The sequence below is a fragment of the Lacinutrix cladophorae genome (assembly GCF_053604645.1).
The window spans coordinates 1-349 of record NZ_JBSHNR010000065.1; the positions used below are offsets into that span (position 1 = coordinate 1).

General features: G+C 45.0%; 1 protein-coding gene. It reads left to right on the forward strand.

All coding sequences use genetic code 11. From position 1 onward, the window contains the following. A partial coding sequence (locus tag ACVC3Y_RS00655) for a hypothetical protein (RefSeq protein ID WP_452225805.1) occupies nt 1–349 on the forward strand: 349 nt, incomplete at both ends.

Sequence of the window (349 nt, forward strand, 5' to 3'; positions counted from 1 at the left end):
CACTAGATCCATGTGTATTCACAGCAGGCAGTGTAGGAGATGCAAGTAACCCAGTATGGGCAGATGCAGATTGTGACGGAGACGGCGAACCAAACGCAACGGATCCAGATCCATTAGATCCATGTGTAGGAGGAAACTTAGCAAACGTATACTTATCGGATATAACATCAGATTGGTATACATCCGATTGTGATGGAGATGGAGTAATCAACGGAACAGAAGTAGATCCAGATATGGATGGTACCGTAGGACCTGATGGAACAGACCCAACCGATCCATGTGATTACAACGTAGCAGATGTTACAGTAACTCCAACTGGAGATTGGTTAACAGCAGATTGTGATGGTGA